Raw genomic sequence first — 23752 nt, forward strand, 5'->3', positions numbered from 1 at the left:
CTGGACCGGCGCAGGCGCTATCACTTCTTCAGTCCGAGCTCTTCGATGGAGATTTCCCGCATCTTGAACTTCTGGATCTTGCCCGTGACCGTCATCGGGAACTCGTCCACGAACTTGTAGTTCTTCGGGATCTTGAAGTGGGCGATCTGGCCCTTGCAGAACTCGATCAGGCCGTCCGCGTCCACGGGATCAGCTTCCGGGCGCAGTTTCACCCAGGCGATCAGTTCCTCACCGTACTTTTCATCGGGAATGCCGGTGACCTGGACTTCCTCAATGGATGGGTGGGTGTACAGGAATTCCTCGATCTCTTTCGGGTAGATGTTTTCACCGCCGCGGATAACCATGTCTTTGATCCGGCCCACGATCTGGATATAGCCGTCTTCGTCCATGGTGGCCAGATCGCCTGTGTGCATCCAGCCGGCGTTATCGATGGCTTCCTGGGTTTTCTCGTCGTTGTTCCAGTACTTCAGCATCACGCTGTAGCCCCGGGTGCACAACTCGCCAATCTCGCCCCGTGGCACCACGTTGCCGGTGCCCGGATCGACAATCTTGGTTTCCAGGTGGGGCTGAGTGCGGCCCACGGTGGTGACCTGCTTCTCGAATGGATCGAGGGAGCTGGTCTGGGTGGAGACCGGGCTGGTCTCGGTCATGCCGTAGGCAATCTGAACCTCTTTCATGTTCATCTGGCCGTTGACCTTTTTCATGACCTCGGCTGGGCAGATGGAGCCCGCCATGATGCCAGTGCGCAGGGTTGAGAGGTCGTAGGTCTCGAACTCCGGATCGGCCAGCTCGGCAATGAACATGGTGGGCACGCCGTAGAGGGCCGTGGCTTTCTCCTGGTGCACCGCCTTCAGCACAGACTTGGGTTCGAAGCCTTCATCGGCGTAAATCATGGTGGAGCCGTGGGTAATGCAGCCCAGGTTGCCCATGACCATGCCAAAGCAGTGGTACAGAGGTACTGGAATCACCAGTCGGTCTTTCTCGGTAAAGCGCTGGCTCTCGGCCACAAAGTACCCGTTGTTCAGGATGTTGTGGTGGGTGAGGGTAGCGCCCTTGGGGTTGCCGGTGGTGCCGGAGGTGAACTGGATATTGATCGGGTCGTCGAACTGCAGCTGACCCTGAGCCTTGTTCAGCTCCTCCTGGCTGACCTTGCTGGAGAGCTGCACGAACTCGTTCCAGGTCCACATGCCGTCGTGCTTTTCGGTGTCCAGATTGATTACGGCGCGTAGGTCCTGCAGGCGACGGGCCTTGGTCTCGCCAGGCTGGCAGGTTTTCAGTTCGGGCGCCAGGTCGTACAGGGTCTTGCGGTAATCGGAGGCCTTGAAGCGGTCGGCGGTGACCAGCACGCTGATGCCGGCCAGGTTCATGGCGTACTCCAGCTCATGCATGCCGTAGGCCGGGTTGATGTTCACCAGGATGGCACCGACTTTGGCAGTGGCAAACTGGGTAACCGTCCATTCGTAACGGTTGGGGGACCAGATGCCGACCCGATCGCCACGCTTTACGCCAATGGCCATGAAGGCGCGGGCGGCTTCGTTCACTTTTCCGACGAACTCTTTGTAGGTCCAGCGGATGTCCTGGTGCAGGCACACCAGGGCTTCGGTGTCGGGGTACTTCTCGGCGGTGCGGTCCAGCATTTCGCCGATGGTCATGCCCAGCAGCGGCGTTTCAGAGGTGCCACTGGTATAACTTGGAAGAGTCTTGCTCATTGTCTCTGCCTCCGTTGTTTTTGTAGTCGAGGGCGAGCAGGGCGGTGATCCTGCTAGCGACTCTGGCTGTGATATTCAGTGTTGGGTTGCATATCGCTGGCAATGGCGACGCGATTGGACATGTTGTAGAAGCCGATCAGATTGCTGATGTCCCAGATCGCGCGGTCGCTGAAACCGGCATCACGCAGGGCCTGAGTGTGCTCTTCAGTGACCGTTGCCGGGGAGCGGGTCAGGTGCGAGGCGAAATCCAGCATGGCCCGCTGGCGGTTATCCAGGCGAGCACTGCGATAGTTCATCACCAGGTGCTCTCCCAGCATCGGATCGCCACTGAGCACGCGCACGGCCGCCCCGTGGGCCACCAGGCAGTAGAAGCACTTGTTCTCGGACGAGACCACCACCGCGATCATTTCCCGTTCCAGCTTGCTGAGCTCGCCTTCGCCCAGCATCAGCTCGTTGTACAGGCGGGTGAAGCCTTCAAGCTGCTTGAGGTTCTGGCTGTAGGCGGTCAGCACGTTCGGAATCATGCCGAGCTTTTCCTGGCAGATCTCGAAGTACTTCTGGGTGTCCTCAGGCATGTCCGCAACATCAGGGATCGGGAGATCCAGGGCTACCACGTTCTTGTTCTGGTTCATGTCACATCCTTTGTCGTATTAGCACTGGCCGCCGAGGGCCTGGCCCACTTTGGAGCCGTTGTGGCGGCGAAGCTGGCCGCTGATCCAGTTGCCGGTGGTGACCAGTTTGTTCAGGTCTACACCCGTCTCAATGCCGAGTCCTTGCAGCAGATACAGCACGTCCTCGGTGGCGACGTTGCCAGAGGCGCCCTTGGCGTAAGGGCAGCCGCCGAGGCCGGCGACCGAGGCATCGATCACCGCCACGCCTTCTTCCAGCACCGCATACAGGTTGGCCAGGGCCTGGCCGTAGGTGTCGTGGAAGTGGGCGGCCAGTTTCTCCACCGGAACGTGAGCGGTCACGGCCTCCAGCATGCGTTTCGCTTTCTGGGGGGTGCCCACCCCAATGGTGTCGCCCAGTGAAATCTCGTAGCAGCCCATATTGGCCAGCGCTTTGGCAACCTTGGCCACCTGCTCGGGGGCGATGTCGCCTTCGTACGGACAACCCAATACGGTGGAGACATAACCGCGTACCGGAATGTTGTGCTGCTTGGCCGCTTCCATCACTGGCAGGAAGCGCTCCAGGCTTTCGGCGATGGAGCAGTTGATATTCTTCTGACTGAACGACTCGGAGGCGGCACCGAACACGGCGACTTCGTCGACACCCGCTGCCAGCGCGTTTTCGAAACCACGCAGGTTGGGGGTGAGCACGGAGTAGCGCACACCGGGTTTGCGCTTGATGCCGGCCATGACCTTGTCAGCGTCGCCCATCTGGGGCACCCATTTGGGCGATACAAAGCTGGCGGACTCGATGTGGGTTAAGCCACAGTCGGCCAACCGATCAATCAAACCAGTCTTGATGCGAGTGGCGATGACCGGGCCGGGTTCGTTCTGCAGCCCGTCCCGCGGGCTCATTTCCACCATCCGAACCTGCGTTGGAAAGGCCATTACTCTGCTCCTTCTTCCACCACATCAATGGCGATCAGTTCAGCGCCTTCGGCAACCTGGTCGCCTTCGGCAAAGAAAATCTCGCTCACCACACCATCGGCCGGAGCCTTGATGGCATGTTCCATTTTCATGGCTTCCATGATCACCAGAGTCTGGCCAGCAGTTACCTTGTCGCCCACCTTGGCCTGCACCGCCACAATGGCACCGTTCATCGGCGCTTCCAGGCTGCCTTCGCCGGCCATGTCTTCAAAGCCGTAGGTTTCCCGGTAGACATTGCACTGGAAGGTATCGCCCTCGTAGAACAGCACCAGCTGGTCGTTGTGCAGGTTGCCGTGGATGCTGATCCGGTGGCCGTTTACCACCGCCTGGAGGAAGTCGTCGTCCAGGCGTGCGGTCAGGTTGTAGACGCTGTCGCCCACATACACCTGATAGCGATCGTCCCGTTCCAGAATCTTGAGATCGTGGATCTCTTCACCGACCTGCAGTTGCAGTGGCTGGGCGTATTCGGAGTTCAGGCGCCAGCTGTTGCGACGGCCAAACGGCGACCAGGGGTCGGTGGAGGCCGGCTCGCTGGACTTGCGCGCTTCCAGGACAAACCCGGCGGCCAGCACCAGGGCTTTGTGAGTGTCGAGCTTCGATTTCGGGAACAGCAGCTCCCGATGGGTATCAATAAAGCCGGTGGTCAGATCCTGTTCCCGGAACGGCTGGGCGTCGGCCAGGGCGTGCAGGAACCGGATGTTGGTTTTCACGCCGGCGATGCGGTAATTCTCCAGCGCCTGGACCATGCGGTTGATGGCCTGGTCCCGGGTTTCGTCCCACACGATCAGTTTGGCGATCATGGGGTCGTAATGAATGCTGATGTCGTCGCCTTCGGTGACACCGGTGTCGACGCGCACGTGAGCGTTTTCATCCGGGGTGCTCAGGTAACGCAGGTGACCGGTGGCGGGCAGGAAGTCGTGATCCGGGTCTTCGGCGTAGATTCGGGCCTCCAGCGCGTGGCCGCGGGTTTTCACCTCGGACTGCTGAAGTGGCAGCGGCTCGCCCCAGGCGATTTTCAGCTGCCATTCCACCAGATCCTGGCCGGTGACCATTTCGGTAACCGGATGCTCCACCTGCAGGCGGGTATTCATTTCCATGAAGAAGAACGAGCCGTCCACGTCGTACAGGAACTCGACGGTACCGGCGCCCACGTAATTGATGGCCTGGGCTGCGCGCACGGCGGCTTCACCCATGGCCTTGCGGGTATCCTCGCTGAGGCCCGGGGCCGGGGCTTCTTCCAGAACTTTCTGGTGGCGACGCTGCACGGAACAGTCACGTTCGGCCAGGTACACGCCTTTGCCGTCCTGGTCGCAGAACACCTGAATTTCCACGTGACGTGGCTGGGTCAGGTAGCGCTCGATCAGCATGTCCGGGTTGCCGAAGGCGTTCTTGGCTTCACGCTTGGCGGCGGCCAGGGCATCGTCAAACTCTTCCATGCGTTCTACTACCCGCATGCCTTTACCGCCGCCACCGGCGACGGCTTTCAGCAGCAGTGGGAAGCCGCACTTTTCTGCTTCGGTGCGCAGGGTTTCCGGGGACTGGTCGTCGCCGTGATAACCCGGTACCAGCGGTACGCCGGCTTTTTCCATGATGGCCTTGGCGGCCGACTTGGAACCCATGGCCGCGATGGCGGAAGAGGGCGGGCCGATGAAGACCAGATTGTTGGCTTCACAGGCTTCGGCAAAGCCGGTGTTTTCCGACAGGAAGCCGTAGCCCGGGTGGATAGCCTGGGCGCCGCTTTCCTTGGCGATCTCAATGATCTTCTCAGACCGCAGGTAGCTCTCTGAGCTGGGTGCCGGGCCAATGTGGAAGGCTTCGTCGGCCATGGCCACGTGGCGGGCGTTGGCGTCTGCGTCGGAATAGACCGCGACGCAGCGGATTCCCATGTCGTGGGCCGTCTGTATGATCCGGCAGGCGATTTCGCCCCGGTTGGCGATCAGAATTTTGCTGAACATATCAATTGTTCTCCGGAATCCAGTTGGCGCGACGCTTGTTCAGGAAGGCACTCAGCCCTTCCTGTCCCTCTTCTCCCACGCGGATATCGGCAATGCGATGGGCGGTATCGTCAATCACATCGTCGTCGATCGGTTTGTTGCTGACTGCGAACACCAGGTCCTTGGCCGCCGTCATGGCTTCCGGGCCGTTCTGGGCCAGTTGCTGAACCATGGCGTCGCATTGGCTTTCCATGGCTTCCACGTCGTCACAAACGATGTGCACCAGGCCGTAATCTTTTGCCTTTCGGGCGGTGAACACTTCGGCTGAAATGAAGTACCGGCGGGCCTGGCGTTCGCCGATGGCACGCACCACATAAGGACTGATCACGGCAGGTATCAGCCCCAGCTTCACTTCGCTCAGGCAGAAGCTGGCTTTTTCGGTGGCGATGACGATGTCGCAGCAGGCGGCCAGGCCCACGGCACCGCCAAAGGCTGCACCCTGAACCAGACCGATAACCGGCTTAGACAGGTGGTTGAGCACGTTCATCAGCCGCGCCAGTTCCCGGGAATCGTCCAGGTTTTCCTGACGGGTGTTGTCGGCCATGCGACGCATCCAGCCAAGATCCGCACCGGCGGAGAAGTGCTTGCCTTCGGAGCGAAGCACCACAACCTTGGTGTCTGGATCCTGGTTGACCTCGTCCAGCGCGTTGATCAGCTGCTGGATGATGACGTCGTCAAAGGCGTTGCGTTTGTCCGGGCGGTTCAGCACCACATCGGTGACGCCCTGTGCGCGGCGTTTGATCAGAACCGCATTTTCTTGTTCTGTCATGACTGATCTCCCGATTACATGCGGAACACGCCAAAGCGTGTCGGCTTCGCGGGTCGGTTAAGCGTGGCGGACAGGCTGAGGGCAACCACTTCCCGGGTTTGGGCCGGGTCGATTACACCGTCGTCCCACAGGCGGGCGCTGGCGTAGTAGGGGTGCCCCTGCTCTTCGTACTTGTCGATGACCGGTTGCTTGAACTCGGCCTCTTCTTCGGTGCTCCATTCCTGGCCTTTGCGCTCCATGCCTTCGCGCTTAACCTGCGCCAGTACACCGGCGGCCTGTTCGCCACCCATCACCGAGATGCGGGCATTCGGCCACATCCACAGGAAGTCCGGGCTGTAGGCTCGGCCACACATACCGTAGTTGCCGGCGCCAAAGCTGCCGCCAATCAGTACGGTGATTTTCGGAACGTTGGCGCAAGCCACGGCCATCACCATCTTGGCCCCGTGCTTGGCGATGCCTTCGGCCTCGTATTTCTGGCCGACCATGAAGCCGGTGATGTTCTGCAGGAACAGCAGCGGGATGTTGCGCTGGCAGCACAGTTCGATGAAGTGGGCGCCTTTCTGGGCGGCTTCACTGAACAGGATGCCGTTGTTGGCGATGATGCCCACCGGGTAGCCGTGGATGTGGGCAAAGCCGGTGACCAGGGTCTGGCCGTAATAACGTTTGAATTCGTCGAACTCGGAGCCGTCGACGATGCGGGCAATGACGTCGCGCACGTCGAACTGCTTGCGCAGGTCGGTGCCCACGATGCCGTAGATTTCCTCGGCGTCGTACAGCGGTGCCTTGGGCTTGCGGATCTCCACCTCGGCCGGCTTGCGGCGGTTCAGGTTGGAGATGCTGCGCCGGGCAATTTCCAGGGCGTGAGCGTCGTTCTCGGCGTAATGGTCGGCAACACCGGAGGTCTTGCAGTGCACGTCGGCGCCGCCCAGTTCTTCGGCGGTGACCACTTCACCGGTGGCTGCTTTTACCAGCGGCGGACCCGCCAGGAAGATGGTGCCCTGATTACGGACGATGATGGATTCGTCGGCCATGGCCGGCACGTAGGCGCCACCGGCGGTACACAGGCCCATGACCACGGCAATCTGCGGAATGTCGTCGGCAGACATGCGGGCCTGGTTGTAGAAGATGCGGCCGAAGTGGTCGCGATCCGGGAAGACTTCATCCTGGCGGGGCAGGTTGGCACCGCCGGAGTCCACCAGGTAGATGCAGGGCAGGCGGTTTTCCAGGGCAATTTCCTGGGCCCGCAGGTGCTTTTTCACACTTAGCGGGTAGTAGCTGCCGCCTTTCACTGTGGCATCGTTGGCAATGATCATGCACTCGGTGCCGGACACCCGGCCTACGCCAGCAATGACACCGGCCGCCGGGACTTCTTCACCGTAGACGTTGTAGGCGGCAAACTGGCCGATTTCGAGGAAGGGGGAGCCGTCGTCCAGCAGGCGGTTGATGCGCTCCCGGGGGAGCAGTTTGCCGCGGGCGATGTGCCGTTCCTGGTAGGAGGGGCCGCCGCCTTGTTGGATGGTGGTTACTTTGTCTCGCAAGTCGGCGACAGCTTTCGCCATGGCTTCCTGGTTGGCCAGGAACTCTTCAGATCTTGGATTTATTTTGCTCTGGAGTATGGTCATAGCTTCTTCATCCGTGGGCAGTCGGGTTTGCGGGTGGCGCTTTCCGGGAACCGCTACGAGCACATCCATGTGCGCTTGTCTTCGGCCATCCTTGGCCTACGACATTCCCGGAAAGCCCCACCCACAAACCCTGTCAAACGTGGGCAGTGGTTTCCGGAACAGTTACTTGTTCAGAAACAACTCTCGACCGATCAGCATCCGGCGGATTTCCGAGGTGCCCGCGCCGATTTCGTACAGCTTGGCGTCGCGCAGCAGGCGGCCTGTCGGGTATTCGTTGATGTAACCGTTACCGCCCAGCAGCTGGATGGCGTCCAGCGCCAGTTTAGTGGCCATTTCTGCCGAGTAGAGGATGGCGCCGGCAGCGTCTTTACGGGTGGTTTCGCCGCGGTCGGCGGACATGGCAACCATGTAGACGTAGGACTTGGCGGTGTTCATCCAGGTGTACATGTCGGCCACTTTGCCCTGAACCAGTTCGAACTCGCCGATGGCCTGGCCGAACTGTTTGCGCTCGCGGATGTAGGGCACAGTTACGTCCAGGGCTGCCTGCATGATGCCCAGCGGGCCACCGGACAGTACCAGGCGCTCGTAGTCGAGGCCGCTCATTAGTACCTTGGCGCCGTTGCCTTCGCCACCCAGGATGTTTTCCCGGGGTACTTTGCAGTCCTGGAACACCAGTTCACAGGTGTTGGAGCCGCGCATGCCGAGCTTGTCGAGTTTCTGGTGGCGGCTGAAGCCCGGTGAGTCGTGCTCAACGATGAATGCGGTAACGCCGCGTGAGCCGGCAGAGGTATCAGTCTTGGCGTAGATCACGAAGGTGTGGGCATCGGGGCCGTTGGTGATCCACATCTTGTTGCCGTTCAGCACGAAGTGGTCGCCTTCGTCCCGGGCGGACAGTTTCATGGAGATGACGTCGGAGCCGGCGTTGGGCTCGGACATGGCCAGGGCACCTACGTGTTCGCCGCTAACCAGCTTGGGCAGGTATTTCTTCTTTTGTTCTTCGGTACCGTTGCGGTGAATCTGGTTCACACACAGGTTGGAGTGGGCACCGTAAGACAGACCAACAGAGGCAGAAGCGCGGCTGATTTCTTCCATGGCGATAACGTGCGCCAGGTAACCCATGTCAGAACCGCCGTATTCCTCGGAAACGGTAATACCCAGCAGGCCCATGTCGCCCATTTTGCGCCAGAGGTCCATGGGAAACTCGTTCTTGCGGTCGATTTGTTCGGCGCGGGGCGCAATTTCGGCTGCCGCGAAGCCGTTGATCTGCTCGCGCAGCATGTCCAGGGTTTCACCAAGGCCAAAGTTGAGCTCTGAGTATTGTGATTTCATGTTAGTTACCTTTTATAGGATCTCTACTGGCAAATGTTTCAGGACCGGACAGCTGGGGAGCAGGGCACGCGTTTATCGGGTGTCTTGCCGACTATCGCTGTTCGGCCGCCGTTGATTCTTCTTCGTTGGCCGGCATTTTCTGTTCTTTCTTTCTCTTTTCCAGATCAGCCAATGCTTCGCGGCACCGTGCTTCAGCGGTGTCCATTTCCATTTCGGCCATCGCGATGTCGTTCTTCTGTTGTTCGAGTTGGGCACGCTTACGGCTCAGGGTGTCCAGCATCAGCAGCAACTGCTTTTCGTTGCCGCTGAGGGTCTCGTCCCACAAGTCGAACAGTTCTTTGGTTTCTGACAGGGAGAAGCCCATGCGCTTACCCCTGAGAATAAGTTTCAGCCTTACACGGTCCTTGGAGCTGAAGATGCGTGTCTGCCCCCGGCGCGTGGGCTTGAGCAGCTCCTGATCTTCATAAAACCGGATGCTTCGGGTGGTCACATCGAACTCTTTGGCGAGCTCGCTGATGCTGTATGTTTCTTTTTTGACCATAGCTATTTCCTTTTTAGAGCTAGGTTAGATAAAGTTTACGTAAACGTAAAGTATTTGTGGTCGACATTTAAACAAAAAGATCCATCAGGATTCGCGAGAAAGGAGCAAACAATGGAATTCAAAAACGTTGCGGCGATTGTAACAGGTGGGGCCTCCGGTCTTGGTGAGGGCGCTGCCCGGGCACTGGCTGCGGCTGGGTGCAAGGTCGCCATTCTGGATGTTAATCAGGAGCAGGGTGAGAAAGTGGCTGCAGATATCGGCGGCCTCTTTCTGCATTGCGACGTTACCTCGCCAGACAGCGCAGAAGCGGCGATCACCGCAGCGCGTGAAGCCCATGGCCCCTGCGGTGTGGCGGTGAGCTGTGCGGGTATTGCTCCAGCCTCGAAGATTCTGGGTCGCGAGGGCGTTATGCCGCTGGAGAGCTTCAGCAAGGTTATCCAGGTCAACCTGATCGGTACCTTTAACATCCTGAGGCTGGCGGCTGCCGATATGGCGACCCGTGAGCCCAACGCCGACGGCGAGCGTGGTGTGATCATCAACACCGCCTCCGTGGCGGCCTATGAAGGCCAGATTGGTCAAGCGGCCTACAGTGCATCGAAGGGCGGCGTGGTGTCTCTGACTCTGCAGTCAGCGCGTGAGCTGGCCCGTGAGGGCATCCGGGTGAATACCATTGCTCCGGGTCTGTTCATGACGCCGATGCTGGCCGGTATGCCGGCGGAAGTTCAAGAGAGCCTGGCGGCGACCCTGCCGTTCCCGAAGCGTCTGGGCAAGCCGGAAGAGTTTGGCATGATGGTGGACCAGATGGTTCGCAACCCGATTCTCAATGGTGAAGTGATTCGCCTGGACTGCGCGCTTCGCATGGCGCCGAAGTAAAGCATTCATTGACAGGAGACAGTCATGACCGTGTCTGTTGATAAAGAAGAACTGGCGATGTTCCGGGATTCCGTCATAAAAGTCCTGGAAAAAGAAGTGACGCCGCACTACGAAGCGTGGGAGAAGTCCGGGCTGGTGCCGCGCGAGCTCTGGAATACTCTGGGCGACGCCGGCATGCTCTGCGTGGATGTGCCGGAAGAGTGGGGCGGCATCGGTGCACCCTTTCAGTTCTCCGTGGTGGTGGGTGAAGAACTCGCCCGCATGGGATTCGGCGCGCTGTCCACCAACGTGATGGTGCATTCAGACATTGTTGCTCCCTATCTGAGTCACATGGGCAATGAAGAGCAGCGGCAGCAGTGGCTTCCAAAGCTGGTCTCCGGCGAAGCGGTTGGCGCCATCGCCATGACCGAACCCGGCGCCGGCAGTGACCTGCAGGCGATTCGCACCAGCGCTGTGAAAGACGGTGACGACTACATTCTCAACGGTTCCAAAACCTTCATCACCAACGGCCAGCACGCCGACATGGTGATTGTGGCCGCCAAAACTGATCCTAAGGCCGGTGCACGTGGCATCAGCCTGTTCCTGGTGGACACTTCTCTGCCCGGGTACAGCAAAGGCCGGAACCTGGACAAGATCGGTCAGCACTCCGGCGACACCTCCGAGCTGTTCTTCTCTGACCTGCGAATTCCTTCGTCCGCGCTGCTGGGCGAAGAGGGGCAGGGCTTCATGTACCTGATGAATGAGCTGCCGCGGGAGCGTCTGGTCATCGGTGCCTTGGGCGTCGCGGCCGCTCGTGGTGCGTTGGATCTGACCATAGCCTACGCCCAGGAGCGTGAGCTGTTCGGTCAGAAACTGGCTCAGCTGCAAAATACTCGTTTCGAGATTGCCCGCATGGAGACCGACTACCGGGTCAATCGAGCCTTTGTGAACGAGTGCGTTGATTCGTACGAGCGTGGCGAACTGGATGCGGCGACTGCCTCCATGGCCAAGTACAGTGCCACCGAGATGCAGTGCCGGGTAGCCGATGGCTGTCTGCAGCTGTTTGGCGGCTATGGCTACACCACCGAATACCCGATTTCCCGGGCGTTCATGGATGCGCGTGTTCAGCGGATCTATGGCGGCACCTCGGAAGTCATGAAAGAAATCATTGCCCGCTCCGTCTTGGGTAGGGGCTGAAAAGCCAACAGGTTTTAGTGAGGAAAGGTTATGAGTGACAACAGCGTCGTAATTGCAGGCTCCGCCCGGACCCCTATGGGCGGCTTGATGGGCTCACTGAGCTCGGTACGTTCCCCGCAGCTGGGTGCTGAATCCATCAAGGCAGCCATCGAGCGGGCCGGGCTCCAGCCTGCGGATGTTCAGGAAGTGATCATGGGCTGCGTGTTGCCCGGCGGTCTTGGCCAGGCGCCAGCGCGTCAGGCCTCGCGTGCGGCAGGCGTTCCGGACAGCTCCGGCTGCACCACTATCAACAAGATGTGCGGCTCCGGCATGCAGTCGGTGATCATGGCCCACGACCAGATCAAGGCCGGCACCAACAACATCATGATCGCAGGCGGCATGGAGAACATGAGCCAGGCCCCGTACCTGCTGCCCAAGGCCCGTGCAGGCATGCGCATGGGGCATGGCCAGGTGATGGACAGCATGTTCCTGGACGGCCTGGAAGATGCCTACGAAGGTGGTCTGATGGGCGTGTTTGCCCAACGCACCGCCGACAAATACGACATCAGCCGCCAGGCCATGGATGAGTTCGCCATCGGTTCCTTGCAGAAGTCTTTGGCGGCCATCGAGAACGGCTGGTTCAAAGACGAGATCGTACCGGTCAGTGTGCCCGGGCGAGGCGGCGACACCGTGGTGGATACTGACGAGCAACCGGGCAACGCCAAGCCGGAAAAGATCCCGCACCTGAAGCCGGCGTTTGCCAAAGACGGTTCGGTCACTGCGGCGAATTCCAGCTCCATCAGTGACGGCGCCTCCGCCCTGGTGCTGGCCTCGGCGGCCGAAGCCGACGCCCGCGGCCTGACCCCGCAGGCCCGCATCATTGCCCACGCAACTCACGCGCGCCTGCCGTCCGAGTTCACCCTGGCGCCTATTGGTGCCATTGAGAAGGTGCTGGCGAAAGCGGGTTGGAGCAAAGACGATGTTGATCTGTTCGAGATCAACGAAGCCTTCGCCGTGGTGACCCTGGCTGCCATCAACGAGCTGGGTCTGGCCCCAGAGAAGGTGAACGTACACGGCGGAGCCTGTGCGCTTGGTCATCCCATCGGTTCGTCAGGCTCACGCATCCTGATCACCCTGATCAACGCGCTGAAACAGCGTGGCCTGAAGCGTGGCGTTGCCTCGCTGTGCATCGGTGGCGGTGAGGGTACTGCGGTGGCGATTGAACTGATCTGACCCAGTCCCACCTGAATACTCTTTGAGGTCCGTCGCGCAGAGCGCGTTGGCGGACCCCATTCCTTCCGTTCTCTTTTTCTTAATTTCTTCCTTGTTCAGCCTAGAACGCGTTAAACAGCATCCGTCCGGCAATGATCAGCAAAAACGCGCCGAAGCCACGCTTCAGCGTGGCAGCCGGAATGCGATGACTGAGGGCGACACCCAACGGCGCGGTAATGACAGTAAACACCGCAATGCAGGCCGCTGCAGGCAGGTAGACATAGCCAAATGACCAGTCGGTGATATTGGCACCCCAGCCTGAGATGGCATAGCCAATGGTGCCGACCAGCGCCAGCGGAAATCCGAGGGTGCTGGAGGTGGCCACGGCACGCTGCATGGGCACATTGAAGAACACCATCAAAGGTACCATCACATTGCCACCGCCAATGCCGGCAAGGCCGGACAGCGTTCCGCTGAAGAGCCCCAACCCGGCCGTGCCGGTCTTACCGGGCATGGTTCTGGAGGGATCGGGAACCCAGCGACTTAGCATGATGAGTGAAACCACCAGCAGGAAGCAGGCGATGCCGATTTCCAGTACCAGGGTGGGGAGGCGCGCGGCAATGAAACCAGACAGAAAACTGCCGAGCACCACCGTGACAGACCAGCGCTTGAAAATATCCCAGTCCACGGCTTGCCGTTTGATTTGCGATCTAGCGGCGGATATGGAGGTGAAGATGATGGTGCAGAGCGAAGTTGCGACGGCTGTTATGACAATGGACTCTGCCGGGAAATCCTGAAAGCCGAGGATGATGATCAGGGCCGGAACGATAACCACCCCGCCGCCAATACCAAGCATGCCGGCAAGAATGCCAGCAATAATGCCGAGTGCCGAACAGGCGATAATAATGTCCATAAACGAGTCCTGAAGAAATTTATTGTGTGGTTGTGTCTTGTCGGCCGGTTAATCCAGCCCTCTGGCGGTGCCTTGGCCCCGCGGGTCGTGCATCGCCTCTTTGAACCCATCCGCTGAGACCAGAAGCGCCCCGGCTTGGCCCGTTAACGGGCTCAACTCCGGGATTGGTTCGACCTGATGGCCCCGTGCTGAAAGCTCCTTTCTCACGTCTTCGGGCACCGATTGTTCAACCTTGAGATTCTCGCTGCTGCCAAAAAAACTTCGGCCCTGTAGAAACCGTGGCGCCAGAAGCGCCTTATCGATTGAGCGATGGTAGTCGATAAGTTGAGTGGCGAGAACCATTTGCGTTTGAGGCTGGCCGTCGCCGCCCTGGCTGCCGAAATACCATTGGTTGCCATCGTCCGCGAGGTAGCACGAAGGGTTGAGCGTGTGCGCCGGGATTTTGCCCGGCGCCCAGCAATTGGGATGCCGGTCATCGGCTCGAAAGCTGGCCGCACGGTTCGACCACAGGACACCGGAATTCCCCACCATGCAGCCAGAGCCAAAGTCGTGAAACAGGCTTTGCATTATACAGGCGGTGCGTCCTTGGCGATCCGAGGCGGCCATCCAGATGGTGTCTGCTGGCTGCCCCTGCTCCTGCCAGGGCTCTGCCCGTCCAAACTCAATGTGCTTAAAGGCCTGCCGGGCGGCGGCGTCGGATAAACGATCCTGCAGCGGGAGAGGGAAGTAGCGGGGGTCAGCAAGCTCCCGGTTGCGAATGGCCAGCTGGTTTTTGATGGCCTCGACCAGACAGTGGTAGTAGTCGGCACTGCCGTTTTCAACTTTTGAAAGTGGCATCTGGTTCAGTGCCGCGAGTGCGCTGAGCGTGTAGATGCCTTGGGTCGGCGGTGGGAAGTTGTAGAGAAAGCCATTCCGGTATCGGACCCGCAGTGGCTCACCAACGAAGGCCTGGGTGTTGGCCAGATCCTGGCTAGTCAGGCCGTTGCCCATCTCCTTGAAGCCCTGGGCAAGTTCCTCCGCAACCTCGCCCTGATAAAAATCGTCGAGTCCGGCGCGTGAGAGTTGCTCGAGGGTATTGCCCAGTTCTTGTTGATGCAGTGTGCTCCCCTCAGCGCTTAGGTGGCCATTAGCGCCACAGCACAGCCGCTGGAGATCGGGTAGCTTTGCGATCAGCGCCCCTCGCTGGTGCTGCCAGAATGCCTGGGACTGCGACACCGGCGTGCCCTTGCGTGCCTGCTCGATGGCGGAAGCCAGCAAGGTGGGCCAATCCAGCCTGGAGCCCCATTGGCTGTCACTGATAGATTTCGCCCGCTGCCATGCGCGCAGTGCGCCGGCCGTAATTGCGGCTGAGGTCGGTCCTCGTTCGCAAATTTTTCCGCCATCGGGTAGGACCTGACCGGCCTGGCCCAGCCCCATGATCACCTTGAGTTCGTGGCCGTCGTTGATCATAAGCAAGGCATCGCCGCCGATACCCGTCATGTGTGGGTAGCTAACGGCCAGGGTTGCGCTGGCGGCCAGCACAGCATCAATGGCGGTGCCGCCGTCCCGAAGAATCTCGAAACCGGTATCCGTTGCCGAAGCGTGGGGTGTGCAGATGACGCCGTTGCGGGAGCTCGCCTTCATCCATCCGCTCCCTGATAAGCAAGGTCAGGGCTACTGGCCGCCACGGGGCGCGGCTGGTGTTCGGCGATAAACTCGGCCGACATGGCGCTGACGGTCTGGACATGAGCGCGCATCAATCTGGCAACACCTTCTGCGTCACCCGTGAGAATTGCGCGCACGATGGCATCGTGCTCCTCCCAGGATTTGCTCAATCGGTTATTGAGTCGGAACTGAGCTCGCCGGAACGGGGCCAGACGGGTGCGGGTGGTTTCGGCCAGCTGCTGTAGCTGAGGGCTGCGTGCGGCTTCAAAGATCAGGGCGTGGAAGGTTCGATTGAACTGATCGTATTCGTCGGACGTGCCATCCCGCACCAAGTGAATGGATTCGTTGTGCAGGCGCTCCAGAGTTTCACGTTGGTGGCTGTTCATTCGCAGCGCCGCGAGTCTGGCCAGCGACGCCTCAAGCTCGGCCATAGCCTCGTACAAATCGCTTAAAGCCTCCGGTGACAGGGTCGCAACGACCACGCCCCGGTTGGGTCGATGGGTGACCAGTCCCATGGCCGCGAGATGCCCGAACGTCTCGCGGATGGGGGTCCTCGAAACCCCGAAGCGTTCGGCCATGGTCTGGGCATCCAACTTGGTGCCAGGCGCGAGCTGGCCACTGACGATGTCGTCGGCCAGGTTTTGAACGATGGAATCGACCACCGTGCCTTTGCGCGGACTCACGGTTTCGCTGTCTTTCATGAGGCTCCGTCCTGAATCAGTGCAGCTGTTTCTGCCACCGAGGCATCGGACGCCGGCGGGTGCGGAATGGCGGCCAGTAGGCTGCGTGTGTAGTCGGTTTGCGGCGCGTCCATGATTTGATGGGCATGCCCCTGCTCAACGATTTCGCCGTGCTGCATGACAATGATTCGATCGCACAGAAGCCGGACCACATTGAGATCATGACTGATGAACAGGTAGCTCATGCCAAGCCGGTGTTTGAGATCTTCCAGCAAGTTCAGGACGACGGCCTGCACCGAGACGTCGAGTGCTGCCGTCGGCTCGTCCAGAATCAGCAGTTCCGGCTCCATAGCGACGGCTCTGGCAATACCCACCCGGGCTTTTTGTCCACCTGACAGCTGATGTGGGAAACGATTCAGCAATTCAACCGGTAGCCCCACCAGCGTCGCCAGTTCAAGCACCCGGGCCTGTCGATCAGCGTTGGGCATGTCTGGCGAAAGGCGGAGCAGCGGATCGGCAATGGAACGCTCGGCACTCCAGCGCGGGTTCAGGCTGTCGGTGGGGTCCTGGAACACCATCTGCAATTTTCCGCGCAGGGTATGGCGGGCAAACTGTTTGGCTGGAATGGCGGCGATGTCCTGGCCAAGGAACTCGATCGAGCCCTCCGTTGTGTCCAGCAGGCGCATGATCATGGACGATGTCGTGGACTTGCCACAGCCACTTTCGCCCACCAATCCCAGGCTCTCGCCTTTACGAATGTCGAAGGACAGATCTCGCACCGCGATGTGATGATTGCCGCTGCCAGGCTTGCCGAATTCTTTCTTCAACGACTTCACCGAGAGCAGGGCGGCCCCGGGTTCGGTAGACGCCGGCAATGTCAGGGCTTTCGCTCGCTGGTCCGGGGTCAGCAGATCCCGGACGTAGGAGTCGCGATGCGGGGTCGCATTAAGAAGCTGCTTTGTGTACGCCTTTTTCGGCGCATTGAACAGGGCCGTCGATGTATTCTGTTCAACCACATGTCCTTTTTCCATCACCAACAGCCGGTCGCAATAGGCGGCAGCCAGCCCCAGGTCATGAGTGATCAGAATCGTGGACATGTTGAACTGGGCGGTCAGCTCGGTAATCAGGTCCATGACCGCTTTCTGGGTGGTGACATCCAGTCCCGTGGTGGGCTCGTCGGCAATCAGCAACTGGGGTTTGCAGGCCAGGGCCATGGCGATCACAACACGCTGGCACATGCCGCCGGACAGCTCAAACGGATAGGCTTCGTAGCGTTTTTCGGCATCCTTGATTTTCACCGCAAGGAGCATCTCGATAGCTTTGGCGCGAGCAGTGGCCCGGGTCGCCTGGTTGTGTTGCACCAGTACGTCCGCGATTTGCTGGCCGACTTTGCGGATCGGGTTCAACGCCGCCCGCGGATTCTGGAAAATCATCGAGATTTCCCGGCCGCGAATGTCCCGCATGTCTCGTTCCGAGATCTTGTGCATGGACATGCCGCCATAGGAGATCTTTCCGCCCGCGATTTTGCCGGCGCGATCCAGAATGTTCATCACCGCATATGAGGTTACCGATTTGCCGGATCCGGATTCGCCGACAATTCCGAGCGTCTCACCTTTGGCAACCGACAGGGATATGGAATCGATGGCCCGAACGGTGCCTCGGCGGGTGGCAAAATCGACGCTCAGGCGCTGGATATCAAGTAAAGGGGGAGTCATGATGGTTCCTTAACATTGTCCTGAAGGTTTGCCTTAAGTCCGACGCTGCGGATCGACCAAGTCTCGTAGGCCATCGCCGATCAGGTTGAAGGTGAATACCGCCAACATCAGCGCCAGTCCCGGGAAGACCACGAGCCACCATTCGCCAGAAATAATGAAGTTGGCGCCCTCTGCCACCAGAATGCCCCATTCCGGCATGGGTGGCTGAACCCCCAAGCCGATGAACGACAGCCCTGCCGCATTCAGAATGGCCCAGCCCATATTGAGGGAGATCTGCACCATCATGGGTGGCAGGGTATTCGGGAAAATGTGGCCGAATAGAACTCGCAGTTCGGAGTTGCCCGACAGCCGCGCGGCCTGGACAAAGCCTGCATTCCTGCGAATGCTCACTTCGGCTCGCGCCATGCGGGCGTAAAAGGGCAGGTTGATGATGGCGGTTGCGTAGACAATGTTTTCAATGGAGTTGCCGGCTGCAGCGACAATCCCCATGGCCAGAACGAATAAGGGAAAGGCCATGATGGTGTCCATCAGCCGGCCGGAGATCCGGTCAGTCCAGCCACCGAAATAGCCGGCGAAACAGCCGATGATTGAACCGAAAACGAAGGACAGCGCCACGGCGGAGACGGATATCAGAAGATCCAGCCGGGTTGCCACCACTACCCGTGAAAACACATCCCGACCCAGGTGGTCGGTGCCAAACCAGTGGTTGACGCCGGGGGGCTGAAGAGCGGGTCCAACCCCGGTGGCAACTGGATCGAAAGGCACCAGGTAGGGGCCGAATATCGCGACCGCAATGAGGCCAAAAAACAGGCCGAAGGAGATCCCGGTCAGCGGGTTCTCAGCCATGATGTAGCGCAGGTGGTGCCAGTAGCCTTCGCGGGATTGAACGCGCTGATCGGTGGTCGGGTTGATTGCCAGATTGCTCATATTAGCTGTCCTCGCCAACGCGTGGGTCGATCAGTGTGTAGGTCACGTCGATAAGCAGATTGAGCGCCACGAACAGCAGAGCCATAGAAAGCACGAAGCCCTGAACGGCGGCGTAATCTGAAACCACCAGAGCCTCAACCGCGAACGAACCGATGCCAGGCCAGGCGAACACTTTCTCAACCAGCACGTTGGCGCCAAGTACGAACGAGAACACCATGCCTAGAGTCGTGATCACCGGTAGCAGCGCATTTCGGAACGCGTAAGTGACCAGCACCCGGCGACGGCTCAGACCGGCAGCCCGGGCGGTGCGGACGTAATCGCTGGCCAAGGTTTGGAGCATGGCCGCTCGGGTCATGCGAGCGATGGGTGCCAGGGTGAATAGCGCCAGGGTAATTAGGGGCAGCGCCATTTGCGCCAGTGATGCCTTGAATAGTGCCCAGTCACCGGCAATCAGTGAATCGATGGTGTAGAACCCGGTGATGGACTCTGGCGGCAGAAACATCATGTCCAGCCGGCCCATGGGTGGTGGCGCCCAGCCTAGCAAGTAGTAAAAAACGTACAGCAATGCCAGCCCGGTAAAGAAGGTTGGCAGGGAGACCCCTGCGGTTACCAGAAAGCGACAGAGATGGTCCACCCAGGAGTTTGGCCGTGTTGCGGCCAGAACGCCCAGGGGGACGGCTATGGTGAGGGCAAGGAGCAGCGCGCCCAGGGTCAACTCCAGAGAGGCCGGAAGCCGCTTCGCCAGCTCTTGTGTGACCGTCTGGCCGGTGGAAATGGCGACTCCGAGGTCGCCTTGCAGCAAATCACCAACGTAGGTGACGAACTGCATCGGCATAGGCTGATCGAGGCCCAGGTTTTCTCGAACCTGCTCGATCGATGCCTCATCGGCCATATCCCCGGCGAAATAGGCGGCCGGATCCCCGGGCAGCGCCCGGGTCAGGATGAAGCACACGACCAAAATACCGAAGACCGTAGGTATGGCCTGTAGCAGGCGGGTAAGGACCCGCTTGGATTTGACGCCCAGAGACACGGTGAACTCCTCGTTTAATGAATCAGGCTGGCTTCAGAGGACGGATATCCATCTGACGGTGGAACCAATATTCGTAACCTTCCACGCCCTCTTTGAAGGCCACGTTGAGGGTTGGCTGCCAGAGCGGAATGCGGGGAATATCATCGAAGGCGATTTCGATCATTCGGGTGACGTTCGGGGTGTAATCCGGGTGGGATACGGCCATGTCGAGCGTATCGTCGATCAGTTTGGCCATTTCGGGGTTGTCGTAATTGTAGGAGTTGAACAGGTTGCCCTTGATGTAGGCCCAGAAGAAATAATAGTCCGGAGTGTTCAGCCAGCCCCCGAAGTTCTCCAGGTGCAGGGGCAGTTTTTTCTCAACCAGGGCGATGGTGCGCCAGTTGGCACCCGGAATCTTTTCAATGCTGGCTTTTATGCCAATTTCCGCCAGACCTTGCTGGATCAGCAGGGCGGTCGGTTCGGCCCAGTCGGCGACCGACAGGTTGAATGACAGCGGTACTTCGAAGCCGTCCTTATAGGCTGTTTGTGCCATTAACGCGCGCGCTTTCTCCAGGTTTTGCTCATAGGGTGATTTCTGTGGCCAGGCAATGCTGGTGACCTGATCTGCTCCGCCCCACATGGGAACACCCTGGCCATAGGCGGCTTGTTCAAAAATCTTTTCATAGGGAATGGACCAGGCCACGGCCTGGCGAACCCGCTTGTCCTTGAATGGCTCAAAGTCGAGGTTGGTGCAAAGTGAATAGATGCAGTTCTCGATCGGCGTGCTTACAACCTTTACCCCTGCCTTTTCAGCGAGCTCCTTGGCGTCTTTGTTGGGAATGTTCTGGGATGCGCTGACACTGCCACGCTCGATCAATGCCCGTCGGGTCGACTGAGCCGGCACTTCTCTTAGCATGACACGTTGATAGCCGGGGAGCGGACCACAGGCCCAGTTGTCATTGCGCTCGTAAACCAGCTGCTCGCCGGCGTTCCAGCGCATTACCTTGAAAGCGCCGGAGCCGGCCGGGCTGCGATGCAGATACTCGGTTGCCCATGGGTCATCTGGCGTGGCGTTGGCTTTGGCCACTTCGGAGTTGATGATAATTGGGATCGGTGTCGCGAGATCGGGCAGCGCCAGCTTTGAAGGAAACGGCAGCGTGATCTGAAAGGTCTCATCATCAATGGCCTTGAACTGATCCGGAGACTCAAGTCGGCCGGCTTTCATCTGGACCGTTGGGAAGCCGCCGAGGGAGACTGCACGGTCCAGTGACCATTTGACGTCGTGGGCGGTCACCGGCTTGCCATCCCAGAAGGTAGCGCCTTTGCGGATCTTGAACGTCATCACGGTGCCGTCGTCGCTGATTTCCCAAGACTCAGCCAGCTCCGGCTGAACGTTGTTGAAGTCATAACTGAGCGAGCCATCGGCAGTCTGCTTGGTGCCGAAGCTAACCAGGCGGTCGTAACAGTTGATCGCAACCTGGTAACTGGCGCGGTTGGTGCCGGAGCGGTGAATATCCAGGCTGTTGATGGTGCCACCAAAAACCACCACGGCGGTTTCATTGGAGGCTGCTTGCGCAGCCTGGGGTAGCAATTGGGCGAGGGGTAAAAGGCTGGCGCCAACAGAGAGAGTGGTGGCGCTCTTAAGGAAATTGCGACGGTTCATGCTGCATGCTCCATTCGTTTCGAGGATGCATTTCACATCGCAACAGTTGGGCCACTATTTTCTTATTTTGTTGGAATTTTCGTAACGCATTGAATTTATTTTGCTTTTTAAAAAGTGAATGCAGTAGCGTGCTAAAAACGAAAAAAGTGCATGCACAATTGTGGTTCGGTTTTTTTGCGATTTATCACGGCATGCTCAAAGAACGATCGCCGAGATCGGCTTGCACGGTTCGGAAACAGTCCTCGGCTTTGCGTGTGCTCCAATCATAATGAGTGGTCGCCGCCGCGGAAGGCTCGTGCATCAATTTTTAGCTTTTTCAGGCGCGAGGTTAGGGTAGTGGGTTTCAATCCCAGCAGGTCAGCAGCGCCGTCATCGCCGAACACTCGTCCCTCGGTCATTTTCAGTGCCCGTATCAGATTCTCTCGCTCGAGCTTTCGCAATTGCTCGTCGGTCAGGAGTTCGGTCGAATAGTGGCGCACGGGGGTGATGGTGGTTTCGGTCTCGAGGGCGGTGTCGCCATCGTGGCCCAATAAGTCGAAGTCGAGCTGTTGATCGGCTGTAATTACCTGGCGTTCAATCAGGTTCTCCAGCTCTCGGACGTTGCCTGGCCAGGAATAAGCGGTCAATGCTTCCACATCTCGATTGCGAAGCTGCAGTGGCGGACGGTTGAACTTCCGACACGTGCGGTTCAGGAATTCCTGGGCGAGTAGCGGAATGTCTTCAGTGCGCTGGCGCAGGGGAACAGATTCGATCGGGAACACGTTCAGCCGGAAGTAGAGATCTTCGCGGAATTCCTTGTTGCGTACTTCTGCTTTCAGTTCCCGGTTGGTGGCGGCAATGACCCTGACATTCACGCCTCGGGTGCGGTTTTCCCCCACACGCTCAAATTGTTGGTCCTGAAGTACGCGTAGCAGTTTGCCCTGTAATTCCAGTGGTATCTCACCGACTTCGTCGAGAAACAGAGTGCCGCCGTCCGCCAGTTCAAAACGCCCAGTGCGGTCGCTCATGGCGCCGGTAAAGGCGCCCTTTATATGGCCGAAAAACTCGCTTTCGAACAGATCCTTGGGGATCGCCGCGCAATTGACCCGAATCATTGGCCGGTCTCTGCGGTCACTGGCTTGATGGATGGCCCGGGCAATGAGCTCTTTGCCGGTGCCGGACTCACCGGTGATCAGAACGTTGGCATCCGTCGGAGCAACCAGCCCAATCCGGCGGGCGATGCCCTTGATGGCCTCGCTCTGACCTACTAGTTCGTGAAAGTGGTACTCAGCTCTAAGCTCCTCTTGCAGGTAGGCGTTCTCCATTTCCAGTCGATGCTTGAGGTTTTCCACTTCCGCCAAGGCCCTTTGCAGTTCGCGCTCGGCTTCCCGGCGTGCGGAAATATCCTTGAACACCACAACGGCTCCGATTGGGTGACCGTTGTCTATGATGGGCGTGCTGGTGTACTCCACCGGGAAGCCGGTGCCATCTTTGCGCCAGAACCAGTCCTCGCCTATCCGTTTTGAAGAGGCATCACGGAAGGCCTGGTAGATCGGGCACTCCTTGAGGGGAAACAAGCTGCCATCCTCGTGGGAATGATGAACAACCCTGTGGATGACCCGACCCATGAGTTCATCAATGCGCCAGCCAAGCATGCGTTCTGCGGCGGGGTTGGCAAAGGTGGTTCGGCCCTCGGCGTTAACACCGTAAATGCCCTCGCCAACGGCATGTAGGATAAGTTGATTTTCCCGTTCCATATCCTTGAACAGCTCCTCGACCCGACGCCATTCCAGCAATCCTCCCCGGTGGTAGTGGTTGGCGTCGTGGCGCTCCCTGCGTGTGCGTAATTGGCGCCGGTCTCTGATCAGGAACAACACGTTCTGTGATTCGGCTTCACCAACCCGGGAGGAGGAAATTTCCAGCTCCACAGGGTGACCATCCCGATGTTTGATGACGAAGTCCCGACTCCAGCCATGACTTCGAAACAGAGTCTCCTCAGTAAAGGCGATGAGTTGAGGTCGCTGATCGCTGAATAGAAAGGTGCAGGGCATTCCCTTAATGGATTGTTGGTCCCTGCCAATAAGCCTGCCCATGGCGCTGTTGGTGGCGATGATCAGATCGCCACCGGCATCCACCAGTAATGCCGCCTCTGGAAGATGGTGGATCCATTCATTAGGAGTCTTGTTTGCCGGTATGTTCATGGGGCTGCCTCTGGGTGTTTGGTCAAATAACAGACAATCCCCGTGCCAACTACGAGAATTCGCAGTTAGCGCTACGAAAAATTGTAATTTGCGAAATATCGTAGTTAGCAAGATATACATTAATTAATAAAAAGTGTTTTAAAACAGGGTCTTATTATTTTTCTATAGTTGGCACGAAGTCTGCGATATCCCTGCTAGAACGACTAAGCGGCTCAAATCTAT

Annotated in this window: 19 protein-coding genes; 3 read left to right on the top strand and 16 right to left on the bottom strand. The window is 58.9% G+C overall.

Going from position 1 to position 23752, the window contains the following annotated elements:
- Positions 1-20: 20 nt before the first annotated feature.
- The 8 genes from FGO67_RS15100 to FGO67_RS15135 all read right to left on the bottom strand — a co-directional run bounded on the left by FGO67_RS15100 (position 21) and on the right by FGO67_RS15135 (position 9559).
- Positions 21-1709: an AMP-binding protein gene (locus FGO67_RS15100; RefSeq protein ID WP_203301509.1), complete on the bottom strand. Its 1689-nt coding sequence runs from the start codon at positions 1707-1709 to the stop codon at positions 21-23.
- Positions 1710-1762: 53 nt separating this feature from the next.
- A complete protein-coding gene (locus FGO67_RS15105) occupies positions 1763-2341 on the bottom strand; it encodes a peroxidase-related enzyme (protein ID WP_203301510.1) in 579 nt (192 codons plus the stop codon).
- Between the two features lie 18 nt (positions 2342-2359).
- Positions 2360-3265: a hydroxymethylglutaryl-CoA lyase gene (locus tag FGO67_RS15110; protein WP_203301511.1), complete on the bottom strand. Its 906-nt coding sequence runs from the start codon at positions 3263-3265 to the stop codon at positions 2360-2362.
- Positions 3265-5259 carry an acetyl/propionyl/methylcrotonyl-CoA carboxylase subunit alpha gene (locus FGO67_RS15115; protein WP_203301512.1) on the bottom strand — a complete coding sequence of 665 codons (1995 nt, stop codon included), beginning with the start codon at positions 5257-5259 and terminating at the stop codon, positions 3265-3267. The genes FGO67_RS15110 and FGO67_RS15115 overlap by 1 nt, the downstream gene beginning before the upstream one ends.
- 1 nt (position 5260) lies before the next feature.
- A complete protein-coding gene (locus FGO67_RS15120) occupies positions 5261-6067 on the bottom strand; it encodes an enoyl-CoA hydratase-related protein (protein WP_203301513.1) in 807 nt (268 codons plus the stop codon).
- A 14-nt stretch (positions 6068-6081) separates the two neighbouring features.
- A complete protein-coding gene (locus tag FGO67_RS15125) occupies positions 6082-7689 on the bottom strand; it encodes a carboxyl transferase domain-containing protein (protein ID WP_203301584.1) in 1608 nt (535 codons plus the stop codon).
- Positions 7690-7851: 162 nt separating this feature from the next.
- Positions 7852-9018: an isovaleryl-CoA dehydrogenase gene (locus tag FGO67_RS15130; protein WP_203301514.1), complete on the bottom strand. Its 1167-nt coding sequence runs from the start codon at positions 9016-9018 to the stop codon at positions 7852-7854.
- A gap of 91 nt (positions 9019-9109) precedes the next feature.
- Positions 9110-9559, bottom strand: a complete 450-nt coding sequence (locus tag FGO67_RS15135; protein WP_203301515.1) for a MerR family transcriptional regulator — start codon at positions 9557-9559, stop codon at positions 9110-9112.
- A gap of 111 nt (positions 9560-9670) precedes the next feature.
- On the opposite strand from FGO67_RS15135, the gene FGO67_RS15140 reads away from it, so the two are divergent.
- The 3 genes from FGO67_RS15140 to FGO67_RS15150 are packed head-to-tail and all read left to right on the top strand — an operon-like array spanning position 9671 to position 12820.
- Positions 9671-10432 (top strand): SDR family NAD(P)-dependent oxidoreductase, encoded by a 762-nt coding sequence (locus FGO67_RS15140; protein WP_203301516.1) that lies wholly within the window; start codon positions 9671-9673, stop codon positions 10430-10432.
- A 24-nt stretch (positions 10433-10456) separates the two neighbouring features.
- Entirely contained in the window at positions 10457-11608 is a 1152-nt protein-coding gene (locus FGO67_RS15145) for an acyl-CoA dehydrogenase family protein (protein WP_203301517.1), read from the top strand.
- A gap of 30 nt (positions 11609-11638) precedes the next feature.
- Positions 11639-12820: a thiolase family protein gene (locus FGO67_RS15150; protein WP_203301518.1), complete on the top strand. Its 1182-nt coding sequence runs from the start codon at positions 11639-11641 to the stop codon at positions 12818-12820.
- Between the two features lie 100 nt (positions 12821-12920).
- Here FGO67_RS15150 and FGO67_RS15155 read toward each other — a convergent pair whose 3' ends face one another.
- The 8 genes from FGO67_RS15155 to FGO67_RS15190 all read right to left on the bottom strand — a co-directional run bounded on the left by FGO67_RS15155 (position 12921) and on the right by FGO67_RS15190 (position 23530).
- Positions 12921-13712 (bottom strand): sulfite exporter TauE/SafE family protein, encoded by a 792-nt coding sequence (locus FGO67_RS15155; protein ID WP_203301519.1) that lies wholly within the window; start codon positions 13710-13712, stop codon positions 12921-12923.
- Between the two features lie 48 nt (positions 13713-13760).
- Complete coding sequence (locus FGO67_RS15160) at positions 13761-15335, bottom strand: gamma-glutamyltransferase family protein (RefSeq protein ID WP_203301520.1); 1575 nt, start codon at positions 15333-15335, stop codon at positions 13761-13763.
- Positions 15332-16057 (bottom strand): GntR family transcriptional regulator, encoded by a 726-nt coding sequence (locus FGO67_RS15165; protein WP_203301521.1) that lies wholly within the window; start codon positions 16055-16057, stop codon positions 15332-15334. The genes FGO67_RS15160 and FGO67_RS15165 overlap by 4 nt, the downstream gene beginning before the upstream one ends.
- On the bottom strand, positions 16054-17751 hold the full coding sequence (locus tag FGO67_RS15170) for a dipeptide ABC transporter ATP-binding protein (protein WP_203301522.1): 1698 nt from the start codon (positions 17749-17751) through the stop codon (positions 16054-16056). Before FGO67_RS15170 ends, FGO67_RS15165 begins: the two co-directional genes overlap by 4 nt.
- Positions 17752-17784: 33 nt before the next feature.
- Complete coding sequence (locus FGO67_RS15175) at positions 17785-18678, bottom strand: ABC transporter permease (RefSeq protein WP_203301523.1); 894 nt, start codon at positions 18676-18678, stop codon at positions 17785-17787.
- A gap of 1 nt (position 18679) precedes the next feature.
- Complete coding sequence (locus FGO67_RS15180; RefSeq protein WP_203301524.1) at positions 18680-19708, bottom strand: ABC transporter permease subunit; 1029 nt, start codon at positions 19706-19708, stop codon at positions 18680-18682.
- Between the two features lie 22 nt (positions 19709-19730).
- The gene (locus tag FGO67_RS15185) at positions 19731-21350 is read right to left on the bottom strand and encodes an ABC transporter substrate-binding protein (RefSeq protein ID WP_203301525.1); all 1620 of its coding nucleotides are present in this window, start codon (positions 21348-21350) and stop codon (positions 19731-19733) included.
- A gap of 263 nt (positions 21351-21613) precedes the next feature.
- On the bottom strand, positions 21614-23530 hold the full coding sequence (locus FGO67_RS15190) for a sigma 54-interacting transcriptional regulator (RefSeq protein ID WP_203301526.1): 1917 nt from the start codon (positions 23528-23530) through the stop codon (positions 21614-21616).
- Positions 23531-23752: the final 222 nt, after the last annotated feature.

The organism is Marinobacter sediminum (assembly GCF_016820575.1).
GTDB lineage: Bacteria > Pseudomonadota > Gammaproteobacteria > Pseudomonadales > Oleiphilaceae > Marinobacter > Marinobacter sediminum.